Origin of the sequence: Salinibacterium sp. SWN167 (genome assembly GCF_015864665.1) — a bacterium.
Classification (GTDB): Bacteria; Actinomycetota; Actinomycetes; order Actinomycetales; family Microbacteriaceae; genus Rhodoglobus.
The window spans coordinates 325,770-348,861 of sequence record NZ_JADYWU010000002.1 but is presented as its reverse complement, the minus strand read 5'-3'; the positions used below and the strand labels follow the sequence as shown (position 1 = coordinate 348,861).

Genomic DNA, 23,092 nt, shown 5'->3' with positions numbered 1-23,092 from the left:
ACCATGACAACGGCAGTCATTGTTGACGCAATTCGTACGCCTTCGGGCCGGGGAAAACCGGGCGGAGCGCTCTCTGGCGAGCATCCGGTGGATCTTCTCGCTGTTGTGTTGCGCAGCCTCGTCGACCGCCATGATCTCGACCCCACCACCATCGATGATGTGATGGCGGGGTGTGTCACCCAATCCGGTATGCAGGCGGTCAACATCGCCCGCAATGCAGTGCTCGCAGCGGGGCTTCCCGAGACGGTACCGGGCACCACAATCGATCGTCAGTGTGGCTCGAGCCAGCAGGCCGCTCACTTTGCTGCGCAGTCGATTATGGCTGGCGTGAATGACGTCGTCATCGCGTGCGGAATCGAACTGATGAGTTCCCACCCCATCGGCCAAGCTACTCTCGGCTACGGCACCACGAGTTCGTTGCTCAACGACCGTTACCCCGCAGGCCTCGTGAATCAGGGCATCTCCGCCGAACTCATTGCGGCACGCTGGGGGCTTGACCGCGACGACCTCGATGTTTTCGCCGCGCTCTCCCACGCGCGTGCTTCCGCCGCCGATTTCAGCAACGAAATTCTGCCCATTGGCGAGTTCAACCACGATGAAACGATTCGACCCGGCACTACGGCAGAAGGTCTCTCCGGCCTCGGTCCGGCCTTCTACGATGCCGAGATTGCCGCCCGTTTTCCCGAGATTCAGTGGCGGGTCACCGCGGGCAACTCTTCACCGCTCACCGACGGCGCTTCGGCGGTGCTCATCATGAGCGAAGAGCGCGCTGCCGCTTTGGGGCTCCGGCCACTCGCACGGTTCCACTCCTTTGCGGTTGTCGGCTCCGACCCGATTGAAATGCTGACCGGGATCATCCCCGCAACCCACCGCGTGTTGGAGCGCAGCGGCATCCGTCTCGATCAGCTCGACAGCATCGAAGTCAACGAAGCGTTCGCCTCGGTCGCGCTCGCCTGGCTGCAAGAGTTCCCCGTCGACCCCACGATTGTGAACCCGCGTGGCGGTGCCATTGCCCTCGGTCACGCGCTCGGTTCCTCGGGTACGCGCCTGCTCACCACCCTCGTCAACCAGCTCGACAGCACCGGCGGTCGCTATGGCCTCCAGGTCATGTGCGAAGGCGGCGGCATGGCCAACGCAACCCTCATCGAAAGGCTCTAATTGAAGATTCAGGATGCCGCAGCACTCATCACCGGTGGCGCAAGCGGACTCGGTCTTGCTACCGCCCGCGCTCTCGCCGCGCAGGGGGCGAAGGTCACCATCGCCGACCTCCCCAGCTCCCGTGGAATCGAGATCGCCGCCGAATATGGCTTCCAGTTCGCGCCGACCGATGTGCGCTCAGAGGTGGATGTTCAGGCTGCCGTCGGCCTCGCCTCCTCGACGGGACCGCTGCGCATCGTCGTGAACTGCGCCGGCGTCGCCACTCCGGGCAAGACGCTCGGCCGCAAGGGAGTGTTGCCGCTCGAGACTTTTGAAACAGTGATCGGCATCAACCTCACGGGAACATTCAACGTCATCCGCCTGGCGGCGGCCGCGATGGTCGAAACCGAACCGCTTGACGGCGAACGTGGCGTGATCGTGAATACGGCATCCGTCGCCGCCTTCGACGGCCAGATTGGTCAACCCGCTTACGCCGCCTCCAAGGCTGGCGTTGCCGGAATGACCCTGCCGCTGGCCCGCGAATTCGCGGTGTCGCTCGTGCGCGTCATGACCATTGCACCCGGCATCTTCGAGACGCCGATGATGGCAGGCCTGCCGCAAGAGGCGCAGGATTCGCTCGGCGCGCAAGTGCCTCATCCGTCACGGCTCGGGCGGCCCGACGAGTATGCCGCGCTCGTGCAGCACATTGTCGAGAACCCGATGCTCAACGGCGAGGTTATTCGTCTCGACGGTGCAATCCGGATGCAACCGCGTTAGCAGCGGAGGCACCCGGATTGACCGGCGGTTACAGAACTAGAGAACCTTCGAGAGGAACGCTTTCGTGCGTTGGTGCTGCGGGTTGCCGAGCACTTCGTCGGGATCGCCCGACTCCACCACGACGCCGCCATCCATGAACACAAGCTGATCGGCTACTTCGCGGGCAAAGCCCATTTCGTGCGTGACAACAATCATGGTCATGCCGGAATCGGCGAGACCCTTCATAACGTCGAGCACTTCGCCGACCAATTCGGGGTCGAGCGCGGAGGTCGGCTCATCGAACAGCATGAGTTTGGGCTCCATGGCGAGCGCGCGGGCGATTGCCACTCGCTGCTGCTGGCCACCGGAGAGGTGTGCCGGGTAGGCATCCTCTTTCTCAGCGAGACCAACCTGCGCGAGCAGTTCCCTTCCGTGCGCAATGGCTGCTTCCTTCTTCACCTTGTTGACGCGGATGGGCGCCTCAATGATGTTTTCGAGAGCAGTCATGTGGGGGAACAGATTGAACCGCTGAAACACCATGCCGATATCGCGGCGCTGGCGAGCAGCTTCGCGCGGCTTGAGCTCATACAGCTTGTCTCCACGTTCTTCATACCCGACCAGGACGCCGTCGACGCTGAGCCGCCCAGCATCCACTCGTTCAAGGTGGTTGATGCAGCGCAGAAATGTTGACTTGCCTGAGCCACTTGGCCCCACTAGGCACATCACTTCGCCCTGCGGCACCGACAGCGAGATGCTTTTCAGCACTTCGTTAGAGCCAAAGCTCTTCGACACACGGTCGGCGTGCACCATGGGGACGTTGCTTACAGCTGCGTTCGTCATTGGTGCTCCTTTCCTGTCGGATCGGTACTCTCATCGGGTGCGATTTCAGTGTTGGATGCCGCGCCCGGCGTCTGAATGACACCAGTCTTCAGCGTGATCGCTCCGGTCTCGGTGCCCGCCTTTTCGGGGCGCGCTTGACCAACACCGCGCGAGAAGCGCTTCTCGAGGAAGTACTGGCCCACCATCAGAATCGAGGTGAACAGCAGGTACCAAGCAGAAGCAACGAGCAGCAGCGGGATCGGGTCGAAGATCACCACGGAGATGTCGCGCGAGCGACCGTAGAGCTCCAGGCTGAACGGAATGGCGGTGACCAGCGAGGTCGTTTTGAGCATCGAAATGACTTCGTTGCCGGTGGGAGGAATGATGATGCGCATGGCCTGCGGGATGACGACCCGCGTCATGGTTTGCATCCACGACATTCCGAGGGCGGTTGCCGCCTCGTCTTGCCCCTTGTCGACCGAGAGGATTCCGGCGCGCACGATCTCGGCCATGTAGGCGGACTCGTTGAGCGCGAGACCAATCACGGCAAGCCAAAACACGCTGATGAGGTCGTTGGTTTCCAGGGAGAGCCACGGCTCCGTGAAGGGGATGCCCACGTCGATCGTTGAGTAGATCGTGGCGAAAAGACCCCAGAACACGAGCTGCACGTAGACAGGAGTTCCACGGAAAACCCAGAGGTACAACCACGCAATGCCCTTGACGACAGGGTTGTCAGAAAGCCGCATCACTGCGAGAGTCACACCAAGGATGATCGCGATGATCATCGAGTAGACCGTCAACAGAATGGTGTAACCGGCGGCCTGAGAGATGCGCTTATCGAAGATGTATTTGCCGAAGTTCTCCCAGCCATAGGCCTCGCGCTGCGACGCATCGACGACGAAGAGAATGAGCATCGCGACAAGGATGACCGCGACAACATTTCGCCACGGGTGGCGAAGGCGAATCGCTTTGATTGCCTCCGCTTGGTCAGCGCCGTTCGGCGACACGCTTAACGGTGTCGCCGAACGGCCAGAGTCTGACACAGCCAATACCTAGCTGGTGGTCGCCGCGTTGATGGAGATCGACGAGACAGCACCGCTGAAGACGCCCCAGTCTTCGAGGATCGTCTTGTAGGTTCCGTCATCGATCATCGACTGAAGTGCAGCCTGAAGGGCCGCGGAGAGCTCTGAATCCTTCTGCACGGCGATGCCGTACGGCGCGGTGTCGAACGAGTCGCCCGCGAGTTCGATCTTGTCGTCAACCTGGCTCACCGCGTACTGCGTGATGGGCGAGTCAGCGCTCATCGCGTCCGCACGGCCCAGAGCGAGAGCGTTAGTCGCTTCGTCTTGAGTGTCGAACTTGAGGATGTCGATGGGCTCGTTGCCAGCATCCGTGCACTCCTGCGACTTGGCGGGAAGCTCATCAGTCTCTTCGTACGTTGCGGTCTGCACTGCAACGGTCAGGCCACAGGCGTTGGCGGGGTCAACGTCGACGCCGATGAGCTGGGCCCACTGGATTCCAGCCTCGTAGTAGTTGACGAAGTCGACGACCTTCTCGCGCTCTTCGTTGTCGGTGAAGGAGGAAAGCCCGATGTCGTAGCTGCCGCCGGTGACGCTGGGGATGATCTTGTCGAAGCTGGAGGGCTGGTACTGGGTGTCGAGACCGAGCTTGGCAGCCATGGCGTCGCCGAGGTCAACTTCCCATCCGATGGGGTTACCCGCGTCATCCTTGTACTCGTTGGGGGCGTAGGTCGGGTCGATACCGATTACGAGAACGCCGGCCTCTTTGATGTCGTCGGGCAAGAGGGCAACAGCTGCTTCGTCAATGCCGACCTCAACAGTGCTGCCGCCGGTGGTACCGGTGTCGGTGTCGGTGCTGTTATCAACACATCCCGACAGTGCGAGAACGGTGACGACGGCCAATGCTGGCAGCGCGTAGGTGATTTTCATGGTGCAACCTTTTTCTTTATCCCGATGAAAGCTGGTGCCGGCGATAAGGCGTCGCCCCTGACGGGTGCGCCGCTGAATCATCGACGCTGGAAGCCTACCCCCGGGTGCGCGCAATATTACGCTCACTTGCGCCGTGTAGTTGCGGCGCCAAGAGAGCAGTGACGAATATTCAGCGGATACACGGCTCAGCGGCAACCCCGGAGCACGAATGCGGGGCTTAGTACTCGCCCTGCGCCGCAGCTTCGAGCTCGGCCAAGTTGATGGTGCGCAGCTCACGCAGTCGCGTATCGCGGTCTTTCAGATACTGCGGATCAGCGGTCGGAATATACGAATCGCGCAGCTTCGCGATGATCGCCGTGCCAATCTCGCTCCACGCTAGTTCGCGCGCCTCATCGATGATGGCCGAAATGAGTTCGCCATTCATGGATGCTTGGCGCAGCCCCTCAGCGAGCCCCGCCTGCACGGCGCGGTTGCGATCAGTGTGCGAACCACGAAGCAGGGGTTCCGTCTGCTCGGCGAGGTGGTCGAATTCGACGTGCACCAAGCCAGCTAACGCACCGTCGTCGTAGTCGAGGTGGTCACGGGCGGCATCCACAATAATGCGGTTTTTGACGGCCATGCGCACGGCATTACGCGCGATCAGCACACCCTCTTCGACGACCCGTTCGATGGGTGCCTCTTCGACAGGCTCGGGCGCCTTAAACTTGCCCAAGTTAAGGCGCGGGCGCCGCCGAAAAATACTCACAGTGCAATTGTTCCGGGTTAGGTCGATGAGGGGTATCCCCCATCCGGTGCAGCTTAGACGGCGAAGCTGAACGGACTATAAAGACTTCTCATAACAGACGCTGAAAGGGATCGCTGCGTAGCCGCCGAACACATCGATGCGTTCATAACCAAGGCTCTCGTAGAGCGCCATTGCGGGCGTCTGCAAGTTGCCCGTCTGCAGAATCAGTGAGCGTGCATTCGCTTCGCGAGCAACTGCTTCTAGCTCGAGCATCAGCAGACGCGCTGCGCCTTTGCCACGGTGACTAGAGTCGACGAAGACCTTTTTCACTTCAAGCGATTGATCAAAGGGACGAAGGGCCGCATGCCCAATCACTGTGTCTCCGTCGAGCACCAACAGCGTGTGGCTGATGTCATCGGGCGAGACCGTCAACGCAGCTCTCACTGCGGTGCGTCCGGCATCGTCAAGATCGGCCTGACGGCCGGCATAGATCGCGCCCGTCTCTTCATCCATCGCCGCTCGCTGCTCGACCGCTCGCGGGTCTAACCAACCGACCCGCGCAACGGTCAGGCTCACTCGACTTTAGCTTTGGTGGTTGCCGACGCGTTGGCCTCGTACGAGGTGTTGGTCGACTCAAAGAAGTTCACGAGCTCAAGAGTGTCGTTGGCTGTCGCCATCCACTTGGCCGGGTTCGAGACCTTGTAGTGCGCCTCGAATCCGAGCTCTTCCAAACGACGGTCAGCCAGGTACTTGACGTACTGGTTGATGTAGTTGGCGTTGAGTCCGAGGATGCCGCCGGGGAGCAGGTCGTGGTTGTAGGCCTCTTCCATCTCCACAGCGTCCAAGATCATCTGGCGAATTTCGTCAGCGAACTCTTCGGTCTGAATCTCGGGGTTCTCTTCGAGCACCGTGAGAATCAGGTTGATACCAAACTTGAGGTGCAGGCTCTCGTCGCGAACAACCCAGTCCATGAGCGAACCGAAGTTGCGCAGCAGGTTGCGCTGGCGGAACGACAAAGCAACCATGAAGCCCGAGTAGAACCAGATGCCTTCGAGTACCACGTTGTAGGCAACGAGGTTACGGATGAAGTCCTGCTTGCCCTCGATGGTGTTGATGTCGAGAGTTTGCTCCGTCATGCGACGGATGTACTTCATCTCAAACTCTTCCTTGCGCGCCATCGACGGCACATCAACGTGAGAGTTGTAGGCCGCTTCACGGTCGATGGGGAAGGTTTCGAGAACGTACTCGAAGCTCATGCAGTGGTTAGCTTCTTCCCACATCTGCTTCGCGAGGTACAGCGAGCATTCTGCGGCAGAAACGTAGGGGTACACGCCGAAAGCGAGTGCCTTATTGACGAGCAGCTCATTCGGGTTGAAGTAGCTCATGAGGAACGTCACTGCGTGACGCTCTTCATCAGTCATCTTCTTGAAGTCGGCGATGTCTTCGCCCAGCTGGATCTCGTTAGGGAACCACGTGTTGGCGACGGCCTGGTCGTACAGGTCCATTGCCCACTGGTACTTGATCGGCTTCAGCAGGAGGCCGTCTTGGAGGCCCGTTCCTAGAATTCCCATTCCGGTGACTTCTTCTTTCTCGATTGGTACTCGATGTGTGTGGTGGGGAACACGACGGTGTGGTGTCGTGTTCCCCGGGGGAGGTTAGTGAGTAGCTGCGCTTACTGGCAGCTGTCGCACTGGAGGTCGTCCATGGGGTCGACCGGTACGAAGTAGTCCTCAACGGTGTTTTCGCGGTTCATAATTACTCTGCCTTCTTTGCGAATCCGCCGAAACCTCGGCGTGCGGGAGCTGCGCCCGCGGTTGATGTGGATGCCGTGGCTGTTGCAGCCTTGCTCGACGAAATTTCTTCTGACTTGTTGACCTTCACCGTGGACTGTTCTGCCTGGTGGCGGGGCTTCATGTGCAGGTAGTAGGTGGTCTTGACGCCGCGCGACCACGCGTCAAAGTAGATGTCCATCATGTCGCCGAGGTCACGCGTCTCGAGATACATGTTGCGGCTGATGGACTGGTCGATCCACTTCTGGGCACGAGCGGCAACCTCAAGGAAGGCATACGGCGAGAGCTGGAAGCTCGTCTTGAAAACAGCCTTGATGTCGTCGGGGATGCCGGCAACGTTCTGGATGTCGCCCTGGCTACGAAGGATGGCTTCGCGGTTCTTTTCCCACAGTCCGTGCTCTTGAAGAGTCGCAACGAGGTTGCGGTTCACTTCGAGGAACTTGCCGTTCGAGGTCGAGCGGCTGAAGATTTGCGAGAACTGCGGGTCGAGGCCGGGCGTGGTGCCCGCAACGAGACCAATGGATGCGGTGGGGGCGATCGCCATGAGCGTTGCGTTACGCATTCCGCCCTTGACCTTCTCGCGCATGGCATCCCAGTCGAGGCGAGTCTTGCGGTTGACCTTGATCTCGATGCCACGGTCTTCCTCGGTGAGCGCGATGGAGTCGAGTGGCACGAGGCCCTTCGACCATCCGCTGCCTTCGAAGTTCGTGTACGCGCCGCGCTCTTTCGCGAGCTCGGTGCTGGCATCGATCGCAGCGTACGAGACGTGCTCCATGATTTCATCGATGAGGTCGTAGGCCTCTTCGCTCTCGTAGCTGTAGCCGAGCTTCTCGATGATGTCGGTGAAGCCCATTACGCCGAGACCGACTGCGCGGTTCTGCTCGTTGGAGAAGTCTGCTTCTTTCACGCTGGAGCGTGTGATGTCGATGAGGTTGTCGAGCTGGCGTACGGCCAGTCGGGCGCTCTCAGCGATCTTCACAAAGTCGACTCCGCCTTCGGGGAGAAGGTGACGCGACAGGTTGATCGACGCAAGGTTGCAGACGGAGACGTTGTCTTCATCCTGCGGGAGGGTGATTTCGGTGCACAGGTTGGAGAGGTGGATCGTGCCCGTGTTGTTGTTGAGCGCACGGTTGTTGATCGTGTCTTTCCAGGTCAGCCACGGGTGGCTGGAGGTCTGCAAGGAGATGAGGATCGACTTGAACTGCTCACGAGCACCGATCTTCTTAAACATGTGCATTTCGCCGGCCTCAGCCATCGCAACATATTCGTTGTAGCGCTCGGAGAATGCTTTGCCGTAGAGCTCGTTGAGGTCCGCAACTTCGAGCGGGTCGAAGAGGTACCACGAGTCGTCGTTTTGAACGCGCTTCATAAACTCGTCGCTAATCCAGACGGCCGTGTTGGCGGTGCGGGTGCGGCGGTAGGGGTCACCGGAGTTGCTGCGGAGTTCGAGGAACTCCGGGAAGTCCATGTGCCAGTTCTCCATGTAGAAGCAGAGGGCGCCGAACTTCTTGCCACCGCGGCTGACCGCACGCAAGATCGAGTCGATCGTGTGCATGAACGGGATAGGACCGGTAGAGGTCGTGTTGTTCGAGCGGATGGGCGAGCCCTGGGCGCGAAGCTTGGTGACCGAGAGGCCAATTCCGCCGGTGCCCTTGGTGAGCCACATGACATCGCGCGTCGTTTTGGCGATGTGCTCCATGTCGTCTTGCATTTCCATGACGAAACAGTTGGCGAGCTGCGGGTAGATCGTTCCCGCGTTCACGAGAGTGGAGCCAGCAGCCAAGTACTCGAGGCTGGACATTTTTTCGTAGAACTTGAGGGCAGCCTCGTTGGGGTTCGCTTCGTTGAGCGAGAGGCCCATCGCGATGCGCATCCAGAAGTACTGCGGCACCTCGAGGGCGTCGCCGTTGCGACCCTTGATGCCGTAACGGTTGTTGAGCGTAACAACACCGATGTACTTGAGCAGCTCATCGTGAGCGGGCTCAAGGTGCTCGGCGAGAGCATCCAAGTCGAACATGCTCGTGAGGCGCGGGTCGAGCAGGCCTTCTTCTACGCCACGGATGACGTTGGGGCCGAAGTGCTCTTTGTGCAGGCGCTTGAGGTCAGCAGCGTCGGAGTAGTCACCGAGAACGCGCTTGTAGATGGTCTTGAGAAGAAGACGGGCGGCGACAGTGTCGAAGGCCGGGTCGTCTTTTACGTTTTGGAGAGCGACCTGAATGACCGCTTCGTCGAGCTGCTGCGTTGTGATGCCGTCAAACAGCGTCAACTCAAGCTCGGACGCGATCTGAGTGACCCACGTGATGTTGTCGTCGAGGCCAGTGGCGGCATCTTCGATTGCGAGGTTGATCTTGTTGGCGTCATACGGCTCTCGCGTACCGTTGCGCTTGACGACTGTGATTGCCACAAAAACTCCCTAAAATCCCCATAAAACCTCGAAAACCGCGACCCCCGGCCAAGCGGTCTCACCACTATATATCGTGGGTGCCACCTCTCGCCAACCCTAGATGTAGTGGGCGTGTCCTCCACAGGTGTGGATAACTTCGCGGGGTTTTCCACAGCCTAGGGATAACCACTGACACCACAAAATTCCTTATAAAACCAGCAATCGGCGGCTCGGATGAGGCCCAATTCGACGGCTAAGCTGGAGTTCTTGTGAACGCATACATCGACCTGTTGAAAACTCCGGGCATCGCCAGAATCATCGCAGCGCAGCTCACCGCGCGACTGCCTGGCGGAATGCTCTCGTTGGCGATCCTTCTTCACGTCGAACAGATCCACAATTCCTACGGCGCTGCTGGCCTCGTGCTTGCCGCAACGAGTATCGGGCAGGGTATTGCCGGCCCGCTCACGAGCCGCTGGATGGGCATTTGGGGAATGCGCAAAGTGCTCATCCTCACCCTCATTGTCTCGGCCGCCGCCATCTTTACCATCGCGCTGGTTCCTCTCAGCGTCGGCATGTTCATGGTCGTGGGGCTCATTGCCGGCCTCAGCAACCCGCCAGTGCAACCCGCCGTGCGCACGATCTACCCCAAAATGGTGAACTCCAAGCAGCTCACTCCCCTCTTCTCGCTTGACGCCTCGGCGCAAGAGATCATTTGGGTTGCCGGGCCGGTAGTGGCAACCTTCCTCGCTATTCAGATTTCGACGACCACAGCGATCGTTGTCGCTGGCGCGTTCCTGCTCGGCGGAGGCGCCTGGTTCATCGCAAGCCCCGAAGTCGGCCAGGTGCGCATCCCGCGCAGCAAGCGCTCCTTCGGAACCGTGCTGCGTCGTCCCCCCGTGATGTTGGCGACCATCACCGGCTTCCTGCTCGTCGGAGCCGCAGCAGCAGTCGAGGCATCCGTCGTCTCGGTGTTTGGCCACGACGGGCCGCAAGCAGGTTTCGTGCTGGGCATCTGGGCAATCGGCTCACTCTTCGGCGGGCTCTTCCTCGGGCACTTGCCGATCGGCCCGTGGGCGCTCGCCCGCCGCATGTTCATTGTGTTCGTCGGCATGGCGCTTGCCATGTTCAGCCTCAACTTCTGGTGGCTCTCCATCACCCTGCTCATCGCGGGCATCGGCATCGCCCCCGCCTTCGCCGTCATCTTTGCGATCGTGTCTGCCAGCGTGAAATTCAGCGATACCGCTGAAGCGTACGGCTGGGTCGGCACCGGCCAATTGATCGGGGCAGCCCTCGGTTCCGCCGTCGCCGGCTTCCTCATCGACGCCTATGGCCCCATCGGTGGATTCTGGGCTGCCACCGTCATTGCCGCTCTCGGAGTGCTCGTTCCCACCGTTTTGCGCGGCTGGCACCCCGACCTGCGCGGCAAAGACGCGAGCCCCATCCCCGACACTGAGCCGATCAGCACCCTGCGCCAGTAAAACCTGCGCCAGCAAAACCTGCGCCAGCAAAACTTACGCCCGCCCAAAGGCGCGGCTATCAGCGGCCACTACGCCACACTGTTACCGATGTGACGCGGCCGCTCTCACCGCATTCGCTTACCAGCGCGGATGCACGGCAGCGCGGAAGTGGCGGTCGTAAATGTCGCGCACTCCGGCCAGGAAACCTTCGCTCAGCGCAGGTACTTCGCCAGCACCGGCGTTGGACTGAGCCTGAGCGACGTTGCGTGCTCCCGGAATCACCGAGCTGACACCGGGCTGCTGTGCAACCCACGCGAGCGCGACCTGCGGCGTCGAGAAATCAGCGACGGCGGGTTCGCCAGCAAGCAAAGCCGCGAACTCCTGGGCCGCGGCAACGCCGGTCTCAAAGTCGACGCCCGAGAAGGTCTCTCCCACGTCGAAGGCTTCGCCGTTGCGGTTGTAGGTTCGGTGGTCGTTCTCCGCGAAGGTGGTGTCGACGCGGTACTTGCCCGTGAGCAGACCGGAGGCCAGCGGAACGCGGGCGATGATTCCGACACCGGCGTCGATGGCGGCGGGAAGCACGGCATCCAGCGGCTTGAGGCGGAAGGCGTTGAGGATGATTTGCACGCTGGCGACGTTCGGCCGCGCGATTGCGGTGAGCGCCTCCTCCGCGGTCTCGACGCTCACTCCGTAGGCGGCGATGGCGCCGTCAGCGACGAGCACGTCAAGGTCATCGAAGACGACGTCCATACCGAAGACAGCGGTGGGTGGGCAGTGCAACTGCACGAGTTCGAGAGTGTCTACGCCAAGATTCTGACGTGAACGATCCGTCCATTCGCGGAACTTCGCGAGGGTGAAGTTGCTGGGGTCTTGCGCTTCGCGGCGCCCCATCTTGGTCGCGACCGTGATGTCGAGCTCGGGGCGATCGGCGAGGTAGCTACCGATGAACTTTTCGCTGCGACCGTCGCCGTAGACGTCGGCGGTGTCGAAGAAGGTGACTCCGCCGTCTACCGCGGTATCGAGCACGCTGCGGGCATCCGCCTCACTCACGTCACCCCAGTCGGCACCCAACTGCCACGTGCCAAGACCGATTGCGGAAACAGAGCGGCCGGTGCGGCCCAGAGTGCGAATGTCCATCCCTTAAGGCTACGCCTGTTACGCCGCGACGGTGCGCAGCGCCGGGGTGAAGTGCTCACGAAGCACCCGTGACCACCGATTGTGCGGCAGCTCCGGCCGAAGGGCGGCGAGACCGGTTGCAAATTTGGAGATGCGATCTGGGCGGTGCCCCATCGTCCAGAGAAGACGGTCGACCTCGCTGGCCTGGCCCGACGACTTGGTCTCGACAATGACGGTGTCGGCGAAGCAAAGCGCATCGTCGTCACACTCCCACGCGAGAGCGCTGTCGATCGTGCAACGACTGCCACTTCCCGGCAAGAACAGCGTCGTGCGTGTGTAGCGAGTCGTAAGCACGGGTTCCATGCTGTCGGCGTCGATACCGACCACCGAGGCATCGTGCAGCAGTTCGTCGATGTACTCGCGCCCTTCTGCCGTAAGTCGGTCGCGCTCGTCGAAGCTGTACGGCAGTCGCTGCTTCGCGGTGGTTCCGCGCGAACCCTTGGTCTTGACCTCGAGGTAGCAGTCGCCGGTGTCCATGTAGCTGCGAGTGCGGGCCTTGAAGCGGCGACGACGCGGGTGGGCTGCCAGCAGGTAGCTGGCAGCATCCGGAGTGTCAAAGTACACGGATTCGTAGTCGAAGTGCTGATGACCGTCGATCTCCAGCACGCGAGCCTGGTCCTCAAGCTCGGCGAGCAGGGCGGCCAGATCGGATGCCGGAACCAGATACTTGCGGTCAACACGCGTTAGAAGAGAGGCTCGTTCCGCCAGCTCGTCGAGCGAGATCGTGGCGAAGCGCTCGGTGTCGGGGGTAGTCATCGGTTCGCTCCTTCCAGAAGTTCTGACGCGGTGGCGGGTGTGGTGCTGCCGGTGACGTGAGCGTCGCCGGTGATCCGGTAGCGAACATCCACCACAGTGGTGTCGTTGACAAGGTCAAGCTTGTTGATCGTGACCGAGTGCACTCGAGCACCGAGGAGGTTCTCGAGACGGAGTCGCAGGGTGGACTCGTCGGCAATTGCGGAATCCAATGTCACCGTCTGCTGGCGGTACGCACGGAAGAGTCCTGGGTGATCACCGAAGGTCATAACCAGCAGAAGCATGGCCATGAGTGCGGGTGCGACGAAACTCGCGAGCGTTGTTGCAGAGGCCGTGTCGGCCGAGAGATCGGCGGCGCCCAGCCCTGCGATCAGGCCGAGAGCGAGGGCCGCGAAGTAGTAAGCAACTTCGTGCTGCGCGATCTCCGAGGAGCGGAGGCGGATGATGGAGAGCACTCCAAAGAGACCGAGCCCAAGGCCAACACCGACGGCGCTATCGGCAAGCATGACCGTGACTGCCATAACGCCAACGTTCACGATGAGGTAGGCCACGAGCAAGTCGCGGCGGCGGTGACGCGGGAAGTACAGAGCAAAGGTGAGAAGGCCGATAGCGACTAGGTCGAGGGCGATCATGGTGAGTTGGCTCATTGTGGGACTCCAGGTTGGTGCGAGATATAGTCGCGCTTTCACGCTGGTACCCATTGAGCCCGAGAACCCTATGGGGTTTCTATGAACAGACTTCGCGCGGCGTGGGAGTCTGAAGATGGCTCGCAATGCCCAGTGCAGGTGAGAGAATTCGACAATGGATGCCCTCCTCGACTCTCTCGCCCGCACAACGCCGGTCGACATTTCGCCGACCCTGCTGATTGTGATCGTGGCCGCCGCAGCCGTGCTGAGCATCCCGCAGCCCATCTGGAAATGGTTCGGACTCTTTACGACACTTGTTCACGAACTCGGGCACGCCGTCGGCGCGATCCTGACCGGCCGCTTCGTTCACGGCATGAAGATTCGCATGAACCATTCGGGCGAAGCCGTCAGCAGTGGTCGCGGCACACTCGGCTCCGTGATCAGCGGATCGCTTGGTTATCCGGCTCCCGCAATCGTCGGCGCCGTGCAACTCTGGTGCGTCACCCAGGGCTACACCGCGATGGCCCTATTCGTTGGCGGCATCATTCTGGTGCTCACCCTACTGGTTATCCGCAACCTCTTCGGCTTCCTTGTCGTGGCCGTCTCTGCCGCCGCGAGCGCCGCTCTCTGGGTATGGGCAACGCCCGAACAGCAGAGCTACGTGCTTCTCGTCATCGCGATCGCCCTGCTCGTGGGTAGCGTGCGCGGCCTCGCCACCGTGATCGGTGTACACACCCGTCGCCGCGATCAACTGAGCACCTCAGACGCGTACTTGCTCTTCAAACGCACCGGAGTTCCCTCGGTGTTCTGGCTGCTCGTCTTCGCCGCCCTCATCGGCGCCAGCGTGGTCTGGGCCGTCACGATGGTGCTCGAAACGTACTAAACGCGCGGTCCGCGTTTCGCGGCAGCCGCGCTACCCCCACTGCCCACTGGGGTGTGCTGCGCTCGCCCTACGCGCGCGGTTTCAGGATGCCGGCCGCGATACGTTCCGGCCGGAACCCGTAGCCGACAATCCGCGCCAGAATCGGGCGCACGCGCGGCAACACGACCGCGATTACGAAGCGCTCCCGCGGGCGCGGTGGGTTGTGTAGAACGATTCCACTCGTGGCGCGATTGATGAGCCGGTGCGCCACTCGTTGCATGCGCTGCATGAGTGCCGTCGGCAGGGTGCGGCGACGCTGCACCGCAGCACATGCCGCATCGATCGCTGCGGCATCCGTCCCGCGCTTTCGCAACACCGGAACGAGCGTGTTCGCAAGGGCTACGGCGTCTTGAATGGCGTAGTTGATGCCCACGCCGAACGCGGGCGACATCGCGTGGGCGGCATCACCGATGCAGATCGCTCCCGGCACCGACCAGTCATGCAGGCGATTGATCTGCACCGACAGCAGCTTCACATCGTCGAAGCTCGCGATCTCGCGGGTCACTTCGCTCAGGCGCGGCGCCGTTCTCGCGATTGTGTCGCGGAACGCCTCAATACCGGCACTCTGAAACTCAGGAAAACTGCCTTTGCGAATCAGGAGCCCGCACTGAAAGTAGCCGGGGCGCGGGATGGTGACGAGAGCTGAACCGCCCCGGATGTTCGCGAGGGTATCGCGCATCGGTTTCGTGGGGCGCGGCACCCGAAACCACAGCACATCGATGGGAACGCCGTAGTCAGCCGGCACTAAGCCGAGGGCATCACGCACTGCCGAAGCACGCCCATCGGCGGCCACCGAGAGCACGGCGTTCACGCGCAGCGGGCCATCCGGCGTCGACGCCTCGATTCCGACAACGCGCCCGTTTTCCTGAATTTCCGAATGGGCCGTTGCCTCCAGCACCAGCCGGAACGACGGTTGGCGCTGAGCCTCTTCCACCAGCATGGTCAGCAGATCCCACTGCGGCATCAACGTCACATAGCGGTGCGGCCCTGGCAGCGTCGTGAAATCCACGGCATGCAGTCGGATGCCGTCAATCACCGCATCAAGGACGGAAAGCTCGCTGTGCACGATCGCCGCTGCAGTCTCGCTCAGCCCTAACTGGTCAAGCAGATTCAACGTGGACGGATGAACGGTGTCGCCCCGAAAATCGCGCAAGAAGTCAGCATGCTTCTCGAGTACGACGACATCGATGCCGGCGCGGGCCAGAATGAGGCCGGCCACGATTCCGGCCGGGCCACCCCCAGCGATGCAGACGGTGGTGTCGAGTTCCTGGGCCATAAGAAGTTCCCTCCGTTGACCCCACGCTACTCCTGCCGCCCGCGAACGCTACCGCTCGAGTGCCCGCAACGCGAGCCAGGCAGCAGTGCGATCATCCGGGTTGTCCATGGACAGCCCCGTGCGTTCTTCTATCTGGTGGAGGCGCGAACTGAGAGTCTGGCGGTGGATCTCAAGCTGCGTGGCAGTGACTCCGAGCGATCCATTCTCTGCGAGGTATACACGAAGAGTGCGGGTGAGCTCGCCGTGCTGACCATCGCGCTCACGCAGCCCGTTGAGTGTTCCCGCAAGACTGGACTGCGCGTCACTGTCGAGCTGATCGAGCACGAAGCGCACTGTCGGCAACGCCTCGTAGCGAACGCGAACTTGAGCGTCGGCGACGGCAACCTCGTGGGCTTGCCGCGCCTCGGAGGCGCTCTGTTCGAGGTGCTCGATCGGAGCGCTCGTACCGATGCCGCAGCGCAGGGGAACGTTTACCTCCCGCGCGTAATCCTCGACCCGCGTGGCCAGGGCATCCACTCGGTCATCACGGATGAAGCCGAGCACGGCTCCGTTGTCGAGAGTCATCACGTGAACCCAGCCGAGCTCGTCGAACCAACGAGTGACGAGGCGCTCAAGGTCAACGGCTTTCGAACGCGAGCTGAGCACGAAGGCCGTCAGCCGGTCTTCGTGCACTCCCCAGCGGCGAAGCAGGGTGCGAGCATCCGCCGATTGCCCTGTCAGCAGGCTCGTAATCATCACTTCGCGTCCGAGGCGGTCAGTCGTGGTGTTGTCGTGGCTGCGCAAGAGCAGGTCGAGCAGCGCAGCGCCGTGCGACGAAAGATCGCGAATGCGACTCATGGCCCCGGCGCGCGAGGCGACTACGAGGTACGCCGTGAGATCTTCGCTCGACCCCACCGAGTGCAGTTGAAGCCCCGGATGCCGAACTCGCACGGGTTGGTTAAGCGCCACTGCTGCGGCATCCCGCACGTGCAGCGCTCCCGCTCCCGAACTGGCGATGGCGTGCCCTTGGCTGTCGAGCAGCACACCCCACCCGTCGATTCGATGAGCCAGTTCTGCCATCACTGCCTTCACCCCGCCGCGGCGGGCGATCTGGGTGAGCACTTTGGTTCCGCTTGTGACGAGTCGATCTTCGGCCGCTTGATCTACAGCGAGCGCCGCCGCGATCTCACTCAGCACGGCGCTCTTAGCTCGTGGCGGGCACAGGATGGCCATCACGCCGCTGACGTCGATCAGGCCTTCTAGATCGGCCCCCGATTCACCGTGTCCAGCCACCAATGCAACGGTTTCAACGATCAGAACGCCGGCACGAACGGCCTCTGCACGAGGACTGTCTGGCGCGAGTAATGATTCGATCTCGTCAGCGCTCACCACAATCGCGGTAACAAATTGCGGATGAGCATGAACCGTGAGGTCATCAGCCATGATCACCGAATCGATGGGCGCATTCGCTCGTTGATCAGCATTTTTGAGCGCGCCACCGAGCAATCTAGCCAGGGTACGTACGTCGAAAGCCATTGCTTGAGTGTACATAGTGATGGAATCCCAGCAAGATTTCACACTATTTCATAGTGCCGTGAGATTTTTGCGGCCCTAGCATCGGCGTAATCATCCACGCACTCAGGAGGCACCCATGAAGGCCATCGTCTTCCGCTCCCCCGACCAGCCGCTCGAATACACTGACGTCGAACTCGCTGCCCCCAAGGCCGGCGAAGTACGCGTCAAGATTGCCGCCGCCGGGGTCTGTCACTCCGACCTCCACATCAAGCGTGGCGAATGGGATGCTCCCGCACCGCTCGTCATGGGCCACGAGGGCTCTGGTGTTGTTGTTGAACTCGGCGAAGGCGTTACCTCGCTCTCCGTTGGGGACCATGTTGTGCTCTCGTGGGTTCCGCCGTGCGGCGAGTGCCGCTACTGCCGCTCGGGCCACGAAGCTCGCTGCCAGAAGGTTGCCACGGTCGTTGCCCCCAAGGGAGTGCTCTTCGACGGAACCTCGCGCTTGAGCCGCGAAGGGGACGAGAACATGCACCACTACTTGGGTGTCTCGTCATTTGCTGAAGAAGTTGTAGTTCCAGCATCCGGAGCCGTCAAAATTCGTGACGATGCCCCGCTCGATGTCGTTGCGCTCGTCGGCTGCGCCGTCGCCACGGGCGTGGGGGCCGTGCTCAACACCGCCGCAGTAGAGCCCGGTTCGACCGTGGTCGTTATCGGTTGCGGAGGCGTTGGCCTCAACGTCGTTCAGGGCGCAAAGCTCGCCGGAGCCGAACGCATCATTGCGATCGACGTACGCGCCGAGAAAACCGCCCTCGCCACTCAGTTCGGCGCGACCGACGCCATCGATGCCTCTCAAGTGGATGCTGTGGCCGCCCTCTTCGAGCTGATTCCCGATGGCGTCGACTACGCCTTCGACGCCATCGGCCGCACTTCCACCACGGAACAGGCCATCACGATGCTGGGCCTGGGCGGAGCCGCGGTCATCGTTGGCCTCCCCCCGACGGGTGCTCGTGCATCCTTCGAGCCTCTTGTTCTTGCCGAAGCCGACCAGCGCATCATCGGCTCGAACTACGGCAGCGTTCGCCCTTCTATCGATATCCCTGCGCTCGTCGACCGCTACATGGACGGCCAGCTCAAACTCGACCCGCTCGTATCTGGGCGACGTCCCCTCGCAGAGGCAGCGGAAGCGTTCGATGATCTCGAATTCCGCGGTGCCCTTCGCACCCTGCTCATTCCCTGACACTTCGCGTCACTACGCCCACTCTGAGGAGAGTTTGTTCATGTCAGCACCAACCAGCACGCCACCAACCGCGAGCGCGACCCCCACCGATGTGGGATTGCGCCGCGGAGTAATGAGCGGCCCAGAACTCGCCGCTCAAGCCATTGCCAACATCGCCCCGAGCGCGGTCATCGCGTTCACCGCCGCCGCCATCTTCTTGGGCGCCGGCAACAGCACTGTTTATTCCTTCATCCTGGCCACGGTCGTTATTCTGAGCGTTGGTTACTGCGTAGCCGTCTTCGCGAAGCGTCACGCCTCGGCCGGCTCGCTCTACACCTATGTTTCCAAGGGTCTCGGCCCATTCGGAGCCTACGTGGCCGGCGTCACCCTGCTGATCGGATGCTGGGGAATCGCCGCCGGATCATTGGGAGGTTCCGTCTCGTACATGAGTCAGTTCCTCGTCGCGATCGGGGTTCCCGCTGGCGGTGTTCTCGCGCAGATCGGTCTCGCCATTTTGCTCGGTGGACTCGCGACGCTCTTCACGATTCGTGGCATCCGCCTCTCGGCTCGCATCTCGCTCGTGCTGGAGCTCGTCTCGGTAGCGATCATTCTGATCCTGCTCGTGATGGCTCTCGTCTGGGCTGGAGCAAACGCGTGGGATCCCTCGCAGTTCTCGCTCACCGGTGTTCCCATCTCGGGCGTTGCCACCGGAATGGTGCTCGGTATTCTCGGCTTCGTCGGCTTCTCGTCGGCTGACGCTCTGGGCCGTGAAGCTCGCAACCCGTACACCGCCATCCCCCGCGCCATCATGTGGAGTGCGGTCACGGTCGGCATCCTTTACGTTTTTGCGGCCTACACGCAGGTTGTCATCTTGGGCGATGGTCTCGGCGCGAGCGCCAACCCACTCGAAGAAATCTCGACGACCATCGGCATGCCAGCCTGGTTCGGTCCGGTTCTGACACTCGGCGTCGGCGCCTCATTCTTCGCTGTTGTCGTTGCTCCGCTGAACGTCGTGGGCCGCATCCTGTACGTCATGGGCAAGGAAGGCGTTGTTCCTGAGCGCTTCGGCCGCACCCACGAGCGTCACATGACGCCGCACCGCGTGCTCTTGGTCGCGGGTCCGCTCGCGATCGCTCTCGACGTTGTCATGCTCGCCTTCGGCGTTCACGCCATGGATATCGTGGTCTGGGTCGACACGTTCGGCACCTACGGCTACATGGTCGCGTACTCCCTCGTCGCTATCGCCTGTGTCATCTACACGCAGCGCGAGAAGATCCCCAACGTGCTCGTTTGGATCGCCGCTACCGTCGCCGTCGCGAGCATGATTTGGGTGTTCATCGCGAACGTCTACCCCGTACCGCCGTACCCGCTCAACCTCATCACTTACATCTTCCTTGCGGCCATGGTCGTGGCTGTCGGGTGGTACCTCAACCTTGCCAAGAAGCGCCCAGAAGTGATCGCTGCAATCGGCAGGACTGAAACGGATCAGATGAACGGGGTCGGCTAGCTTCCACTAGTTCGACCACCACAGCAGGCGGCCCCGTTCGAGACTTCGAGCGGGGCCGCCTGCTTACGTTAACCCTCACAACCGGAACTGGGAACGCTTGCTGCTATTTCTCGGCAATCTGATGGCCCGCATCGATGACCTCGACGAGCCGTTTCGCAAGACGTTTACGCACCATGTGGTCGTTGGCCTCTACCCGGTGCATTGTGACGTGCCTCATTTGTTCGACTATGCCCAGAGTTCCGGGAGCAATGAATTGGTCGAGAGTGCCGTACACAATGTCGATCGGCACCCGCACTGCGGCGATATCGCTCACGGTGGTTTGCGTCTCAATACAGTTCTTGAGGCTCAGCACGAAGGCTCGCCAGTTGCGTTCCGAGATATCAAGAGTGTCTTCCGTGCGGAAGAGACGGCGCACCGTATCCACCGAGGCGATCGTGAACTCTTTGTTCGTGCGCAAGAACTCGTAAGCCCGCATGTAGGCTCCTACCCTCGCCCGCACGAGAGGGTCGCCAATTTGATTGGGCGAAACATAAATTGGCGGACTCACCAGCACGAGCCTGCTCACCTTGCTCGGGTGGGCTGCGGTATAGCGGGCTGCCAGAAGACTGCCGAGAGAATGCCCCACCAGGATGAAGGGGGCATCCAGCTTGAGGGAATGGATCGTGGCGCGGATCGAGTCAACGTGATCTTCGATGGTGAAGTTTGAGTCTGCCGGACTTGGTGATTCTCCGAACCCCAAAAGATCAAACGAGATGCAGCGATAGTGGTCTGACAGCTGCGGGATGACGTGGGCGAACGTCACGGCTGATGAAGCGATTCCGTGAAGAAAGATGATCACGGGGCCATCGCCCTCATCGGCGGCGATATTCAAGAGAGGTGCCTTCGAAGGCAGTAGTCTGCGTCGGAGTGCTCCCCAGAAGGTCATGGCCCTAGTATCCCAGCCCTAGGCTGCGGACGGTAACGATCGAGGCGTGACGCGCGAATCGTGACAAACGTTGGGTAGTTTTTTCGAGTCGCGCGGACCTACATTGAAACTATGAGGCGCACACTAACGATCACCACAGCACTAGCTCTCTCCGCTCTCGCACTCGCCGGGTGCTCAGCCGGGATGGGCGAAAGTTCCACGAACGAATCCATCGAGTATCTTGAGGGCGACTTCGAGGACTCGCGGGCAGCCACCAGCGACGATGCGCAAGCGCAGAGCGCCCCGGCCACGGATGGTGCCCTCGTGAACGAGTCGGACATCAGCCGCGAAGTCATCACGACGGGCTACATGTCGGTCATCGTGGAGACTCCCGAAGACGCCACCGCGGAGGCTATCCGCATCACCGAGTCGGTCGGCGGGCGCGTCGATGGCCGCAACGAATACGCGGCGTCCGAAGGAAGCGGCGGCAGTTCCACCCTGACGCTTCGCATCCCGGCCTCAGAGCTCACCGCCACGCTCGACAAGTTCAAGGATCTCGGCGAAGCGCAGGAGGTGTCTCTCAACGCGGTCGATGTCACGATGCAATCGCGCGATCTTGAGGCACGGATCGCCGCGCTCGAAGCATCAGTCGACCGACTGCTGGCACTGCTCACCACCGCCGAAGACACCGACACGCTCATCCAGTTGGAGACCGCAATCTCCAGCCGCCAGGGCGAACTTGAGAGTTTGAAGTCCCAAAAACGCTACTTCGACGACCAGGTCGCGATGTCCACTCTCACGCTCAGTTTGGTCTCCGAAGCCGAGGCTCCCAGCGTCGAGCCCAGCAACTTCTTTGATGGGCTCGGTGCAGGCTGGGCAGCCCTCGTTGCCTTCTTCTCCGGACTGCTCGTGCTCGTCGGCGTTCTTCTCCCGTGGATCGTCTTCCTCGCGATCGTCGCCGCGATCATCGTGATGATCATCCGCTTCGCTCTTCGCTCACGCCGTGTCACCTCAGCAGCCCCCGCGGCCCCTCCGGCCGAGACCGGCGCAGCCACGACCACGACCCCCGAGGAATCGACGGCCGACTAAGCCTTCTCGGCGAGCAGTTCCCGCACCCGAGGAATGACCTCGGTGGCGTACAACTCGATACTGCGCATCATGCGTTCGTGAGGCAGGGTTCCGGCGCTGTACTTCATGTCGAATCGCTGGATGCCGAGGGCAGAGATCGTGTTCGCGATCTTCTGTGCCACGGTCTCCGGCGATCCGGCGTACATAGAGCCGTGCTTCACTTCGCCGATAAATTCGTCAACGCTCGACTCGGGCCAGCCGCGGTCGCGACCGATACGGTCACGCATCGTCTTGTAATGCGGCCACATCTCCTCGACGACCTTGTCGTCGGAGTCGGTGATGTAACCGGGCGAGTGAACGGCGATCGGCAGGTCGGGTTGCCCCAACTCGGCGAGCGCGTTGTGAAAGAGCTGCGCGTAGGGCGCGAACCGTTCGGGCTGGCCGCCGATGATCGCCAGCACGAGCGGCATCCCGTAGCGGGCCGCGCGCACGACAGACTCGGGGCTTCCACCGACGCCAATCCAGGTCTTGAGAGAGCCGGATTCGGTGCGTGGGAAGACCTCTTGGTTCTTCAGGCCGGCGCGCAGCGTGCCCGACCAAGTGACGGGCTCTTCCTTGATGAGCTCGGAGAAGAGGTCGAGCTTCTCGGAGAAGAGCGTTTCGTAGTCGGCGAGGTTGTAGCCGAAGAGCGGGAACGACTCGGTGAAGGAGCCGCGACCGAGAATGATCTCCGCGCGGCCGTTCGACAGAGCATCCACGGTGGCAAAGCGTTCGTAGACGCGCACGGGGTCATCCGAGCTCAAGACCGTGACGGCCGAGCCCAGTTGGATGTTCGTGGTCGCAGCAGCGAGCGCGCCCAAGACAGTCTCGGGAGCAGTAATCGCGAAGTCATCGCGGTGGTGCTCGCCCACGCCGAAGTAGTCAACGCCGAGCTTGTCGGCCAGCACTCCCTCGGCTACGACGTTGCGGATGACCTGCGCCTGACTGAGCGGCGCACCATTCTCATCTACCGTGACGTCGCCAAATGTGCCGAGTCCAAACTGAACCTGCTGATTCACGAGCTCCCTTTCGCTGAGACGCCGATCGCGTCTGTAAGCAAAACCGTAGCCGGGCATCCGCTATTCCACGATTGTGA

At 61.5% G+C, this 23,092-nt stretch carries 21 protein-coding genes; 7 read left to right on the top strand and 14 right to left on the bottom strand.

From position 1 onward, the window contains the following. Nucleotides 1-3: 3 nt before the first annotated feature. Nucleotides 4-1,158 carry a thiolase family protein gene (locus I6E60_RS11555; RefSeq protein ID WP_197125748.1) on the top strand — a complete coding sequence of 385 codons (1,155 nt, stop codon included), beginning with the start codon at nucleotides 4-6 and terminating at the stop codon, nucleotides 1,156-1,158. Beyond that, nucleotides 1,159-1,914 (top strand): 3-hydroxyacyl-CoA dehydrogenase, encoded by a 756-nt coding sequence (locus I6E60_RS11550; protein ID WP_197180446.1) that lies wholly within the window; start codon nucleotides 1,159-1,161, stop codon nucleotides 1,912-1,914. A 36-nt stretch (nucleotides 1,915-1,950) separates the two neighbouring features. Here the strand turns inward: I6E60_RS11550 and I6E60_RS11545 are convergent, their stop codons facing one another. The 7 genes from I6E60_RS11545 to I6E60_RS11515 form a co-directional block, all read right to left on the bottom strand. Further along, nucleotides 1,951-2,703, bottom strand: a complete 753-nt coding sequence (locus tag I6E60_RS11545; RefSeq protein WP_197180789.1) for an amino acid ABC transporter ATP-binding protein — start codon at nucleotides 2,701-2,703, stop codon at nucleotides 1,951-1,953. A 26-nt stretch (nucleotides 2,704-2,729) separates the two neighbouring features. Next, nucleotides 2,730-3,755: an amino acid ABC transporter permease gene (locus tag I6E60_RS11540; RefSeq protein WP_197180444.1), complete on the bottom strand. Its 1,026-nt coding sequence runs from the start codon at nucleotides 3,753-3,755 to the stop codon at nucleotides 2,730-2,732. Nucleotides 3,756-3,764: 9 nt separating this feature from the next. Then, the gene (locus tag I6E60_RS11535; RefSeq protein ID WP_197125754.1) at nucleotides 3,765-4,661 is read right to left on the bottom strand and encodes an ABC transporter substrate-binding protein; all 897 of its coding nucleotides are present in this window, start codon (nucleotides 4,659-4,661) and stop codon (nucleotides 3,765-3,767) included. A gap of 217 nt (nucleotides 4,662-4,878) precedes the next feature. Further along, nucleotides 4,879-5,406 (bottom strand): hypothetical protein, encoded by a 528-nt coding sequence (locus I6E60_RS11530; protein WP_307784301.1) that lies wholly within the window; start codon nucleotides 5,404-5,406, stop codon nucleotides 4,879-4,881. A gap of 75 nt (nucleotides 5,407-5,481) precedes the next feature. Then, a complete protein-coding gene (locus I6E60_RS11525) occupies nucleotides 5,482-5,961 on the bottom strand; it encodes a GNAT family N-acetyltransferase (RefSeq protein ID WP_197180442.1) in 480 nt (159 codons plus the stop codon). Next, nucleotides 5,958-6,956, bottom strand: coding sequence for a ribonucleotide-diphosphate reductase subunit beta (locus tag I6E60_RS11520; RefSeq protein ID WP_197107705.1), 999 nt, complete (start codon nucleotides 6,954-6,956; stop codon nucleotides 5,958-5,960). Before I6E60_RS11520 ends, I6E60_RS11525 begins: the two co-directional genes overlap by 4 nt. A 184-nt stretch (nucleotides 6,957-7,140) precedes the next feature. Next, nucleotides 7,141-9,579 carry a ribonucleoside-diphosphate reductase subunit alpha gene (locus I6E60_RS11515; RefSeq protein WP_197180440.1) on the bottom strand — a complete coding sequence of 813 codons (2,439 nt, stop codon included), beginning with the start codon at nucleotides 9,577-9,579 and terminating at the stop codon, nucleotides 7,141-7,143. Between the two features lie 248 nt (nucleotides 9,580-9,827). Between I6E60_RS11515 and I6E60_RS11510 the strand changes: the two genes are divergently transcribed. Next, entirely contained in the window at nucleotides 9,828-11,036 is a 1,209-nt protein-coding gene (locus I6E60_RS11510) for an MFS transporter (protein WP_197125837.1), read from the top strand. Between the two features lie 117 nt (nucleotides 11,037-11,153). Here I6E60_RS11510 and I6E60_RS11505 read toward each other — a convergent pair whose 3' ends face one another. From I6E60_RS11505 to I6E60_RS11495, 3 genes are read right to left on the bottom strand one after another with little or no spacing between them, the layout of a single operon-like run. Further along, complete coding sequence (locus I6E60_RS11505) at nucleotides 11,154-12,152, bottom strand: aldo/keto reductase (RefSeq protein WP_197180438.1); 999 nt, start codon at nucleotides 12,150-12,152, stop codon at nucleotides 11,154-11,156. An 18-nt stretch (nucleotides 12,153-12,170) separates the two neighbouring features. Then, nucleotides 12,171-12,947, bottom strand: a complete 777-nt coding sequence (locus I6E60_RS11500; RefSeq protein ID WP_197180436.1) for a VTC domain-containing protein — start codon at nucleotides 12,945-12,947, stop codon at nucleotides 12,171-12,173. Further along, nucleotides 12,944-13,591, bottom strand: a complete 648-nt coding sequence (locus I6E60_RS11495; protein ID WP_197180434.1) for a DUF4956 domain-containing protein — start codon at nucleotides 13,589-13,591, stop codon at nucleotides 12,944-12,946. The genes I6E60_RS11500 and I6E60_RS11495 overlap by 4 nt, the downstream gene beginning before the upstream one ends. A 154-nt stretch (nucleotides 13,592-13,745) precedes the next feature. Between I6E60_RS11495 and I6E60_RS11490 the strand changes: the two genes are divergently transcribed. Continuing rightward, complete coding sequence (locus tag I6E60_RS11490; RefSeq protein WP_197180432.1) at nucleotides 13,746-14,453, top strand: M50 family metallopeptidase; 708 nt, start codon at nucleotides 13,746-13,748, stop codon at nucleotides 14,451-14,453. Between the two features lie 67 nt (nucleotides 14,454-14,520). On the opposite strand, the gene I6E60_RS11485 is transcribed toward I6E60_RS11490, so the two are convergent. After that, on the bottom strand, nucleotides 14,521-15,768 hold the full coding sequence (locus tag I6E60_RS11485) for an FAD-dependent oxidoreductase (protein WP_197180430.1): 1,248 nt from the start codon (nucleotides 15,766-15,768) through the stop codon (nucleotides 14,521-14,523). 48 nt (nucleotides 15,769-15,816) lie between these two features. Continuing rightward, nucleotides 15,817-17,283 (bottom strand): CdaR family transcriptional regulator, encoded by a 1,467-nt coding sequence (locus I6E60_RS11480; RefSeq protein WP_197180428.1) that lies wholly within the window; start codon nucleotides 17,281-17,283, stop codon nucleotides 15,817-15,819. A gap of 115 nt (nucleotides 17,284-17,398) precedes the next feature. Here I6E60_RS11480 and I6E60_RS11475 point away from each other — a divergent pair, with 115 nt between their 5' ends. After that, nucleotides 17,399-18,499 (top strand): alcohol dehydrogenase catalytic domain-containing protein, encoded by a 1,101-nt coding sequence (locus tag I6E60_RS11475; RefSeq protein WP_197125847.1) that lies wholly within the window; start codon nucleotides 17,399-17,401, stop codon nucleotides 18,497-18,499. Nucleotides 18,500-18,539: 40 nt separating this feature from the next. Beyond that, nucleotides 18,540-19,985, top strand: coding sequence for an APC family permease (locus I6E60_RS11470; RefSeq protein ID WP_231601518.1), 1,446 nt, complete (start codon nucleotides 18,540-18,542; stop codon nucleotides 19,983-19,985). A 103-nt stretch (nucleotides 19,986-20,088) separates the two neighbouring features. Here I6E60_RS11470 and I6E60_RS11465 read toward each other — a convergent pair whose 3' ends face one another. After that, on the bottom strand, nucleotides 20,089-20,910 hold the full coding sequence (locus I6E60_RS11465) for an alpha/beta fold hydrolase (protein ID WP_197125848.1): 822 nt from the start codon (nucleotides 20,908-20,910) through the stop codon (nucleotides 20,089-20,091). 111 nt (nucleotides 20,911-21,021) lie between these two features. Between I6E60_RS11465 and I6E60_RS11460 the strand changes: the two genes are divergently transcribed. Further along, nucleotides 21,022-21,978 carry a DUF4349 domain-containing protein gene (locus I6E60_RS11460; protein WP_231601517.1) on the top strand — a complete coding sequence of 319 codons (957 nt, stop codon included), beginning with the start codon at nucleotides 21,022-21,024 and terminating at the stop codon, nucleotides 21,976-21,978. On the opposite strand, the gene I6E60_RS11455 is transcribed toward I6E60_RS11460, so the two are convergent. Beyond that, nucleotides 21,975-23,015, bottom strand: coding sequence for an LLM class flavin-dependent oxidoreductase (locus I6E60_RS11455; RefSeq protein ID WP_197125849.1), 1,041 nt, complete (start codon nucleotides 23,013-23,015; stop codon nucleotides 21,975-21,977). The genes I6E60_RS11460 and I6E60_RS11455 overlap by 4 nt on opposite strands. Nucleotides 23,016-23,092 lie beyond the last annotated feature (77 nt).

Coding starts and splice junctions, on each gene's coding strand:
- I6E60_RS11555 (WP_197125748.1), top strand. CDS start 4: ATGACAACGGCAGTCATTGTTGACGCAATTCGTACGCCTTCGGGCCGG.
- I6E60_RS11545 (WP_197180789.1), bottom strand. CDS start 2,703: ATGGTGCACGCCGACCGTGTGTCGAAGAGCTTTGGCTCTAACGAAGTG.
- I6E60_RS11535 (WP_197125754.1), bottom strand. CDS start 4,661: ATGAAAATCACCTACGCGCTGCCAGCATTGGCCGTCGTCACCGTTCTC.
- I6E60_RS11520 (WP_197107705.1), bottom strand. CDS start 6,956: ATGGGAATTCTAGGAACGGGCCTCCAAGACGGCCTCCTGCTGAAGCCG.
- I6E60_RS11505 (WP_197180438.1), bottom strand. CDS start 12,152: ATGGACATTCGCACTCTGGGCCGCACCGGCCGCTCTGTTTCCGCAATC.
- I6E60_RS11500 (WP_197180436.1), bottom strand. CDS start 12,947: ATGACTACCCCCGACACCGAGCGCTTCGCCACGATCTCGCTCGACGAG.
- I6E60_RS11495 (WP_197180434.1), bottom strand. CDS start 13,591: ATGAGCCAACTCACCATGATCGCCCTCGACCTAGTCGCTATCGGCCTT.
- I6E60_RS11490 (WP_197180432.1), top strand. CDS start 13,746: ATGGATGCCCTCCTCGACTCTCTCGCCCGCACAACGCCGGTCGACATT.
- I6E60_RS11485 (WP_197180430.1), bottom strand. CDS start 15,768: ATGGCCCAGGAACTCGACACCACCGTCTGCATCGCTGGGGGTGGCCCG.
- I6E60_RS11480 (WP_197180428.1), bottom strand. CDS start 17,283: ATGGCTTTCGACGTACGTACCCTGGCTAGATTGCTCGGTGGCGCGCTC.
- I6E60_RS11475 (WP_197125847.1), top strand. CDS start 17,399: ATGAAGGCCATCGTCTTCCGCTCCCCCGACCAGCCGCTCGAATACACT.
- I6E60_RS11470 (WP_231601518.1), top strand. CDS start 18,540: ATGTCAGCACCAACCAGCACGCCACCAACCGCGAGCGCGACCCCCACC.
- I6E60_RS11465 (WP_197125848.1), bottom strand. CDS start 20,910: ATGACCTTCTGGGGAGCACTCCGACGCAGACTACTGCCTTCGAAGGCA.
- I6E60_RS11460 (WP_231601517.1), top strand. CDS start 21,022: ATGAGGCGCACACTAACGATCACCACAGCACTAGCTCTCTCCGCTCTC.